Origin of the sequence: Streptomyces beijiangensis (assembly GCF_017315755.1) — a bacterium.
In the GTDB taxonomy this organism is placed as follows: domain Bacteria; phylum Actinomycetota; class Actinomycetes; order Streptomycetales; family Streptomycetaceae; genus Streptomyces; species Streptomyces beijiangensis.
The window spans coordinates 1-398 of record NZ_JAFLRJ010000699.1 but is presented as its reverse complement, the minus strand read 5'-3'; the positions used below and the strand labels follow the sequence as shown (position 1 = coordinate 398).

General features: G+C 63.6%; 1 protein-coding gene. It reads right to left on the bottom strand.

What is annotated here, in order from left to right; translation table 11 throughout:
- A partial coding sequence (locus tag J0695_RS38455; RefSeq protein ID WP_307798888.1) for a GPR1/FUN34/YaaH family transporter occupies nucleotides 1-224 on the bottom strand: 224 nt, incomplete at its 3' end.
- Between the last annotated feature and the right edge of the window lie 174 nt (nucleotides 225-398).

Sequence of the window (398 nt, the reverse complement as noted above, 5' to 3'; positions counted from 1 at the left end):
CCGCCGAAGGCCGTACCGGAGAAGGAGTTTCCGGCCCGGAACTCGAAGAGTCCCGCGATGAACAGTGCGATGCCGCCCACGAAAGTGGCGATCGGAACGGCGTTGGCTGTGGTCACGCCGTCGATCACGCCCGTGGCGCCGATACCGAAGGCCAGCAGAGTGAGGCCCAGAGCCAGGTGGCCGAGATTGGATGTGGTGCTTCCCGCAGAGACGTCGTTGTCCACGGCGGGCTCCCTTCAAGTGCAGTGGTGCTGCTTCCCAGTGACCGTTATGTACCCTTCACAAGGGCACAATCCACCTCTACGCGCTGGTAGTTTTCGCACTGTCAAGCGGGAGTTGACGCCAAATGCCCGATCACCCGGTCAGGGGATGACGATGACCGGCCGCTGCGCACGCCG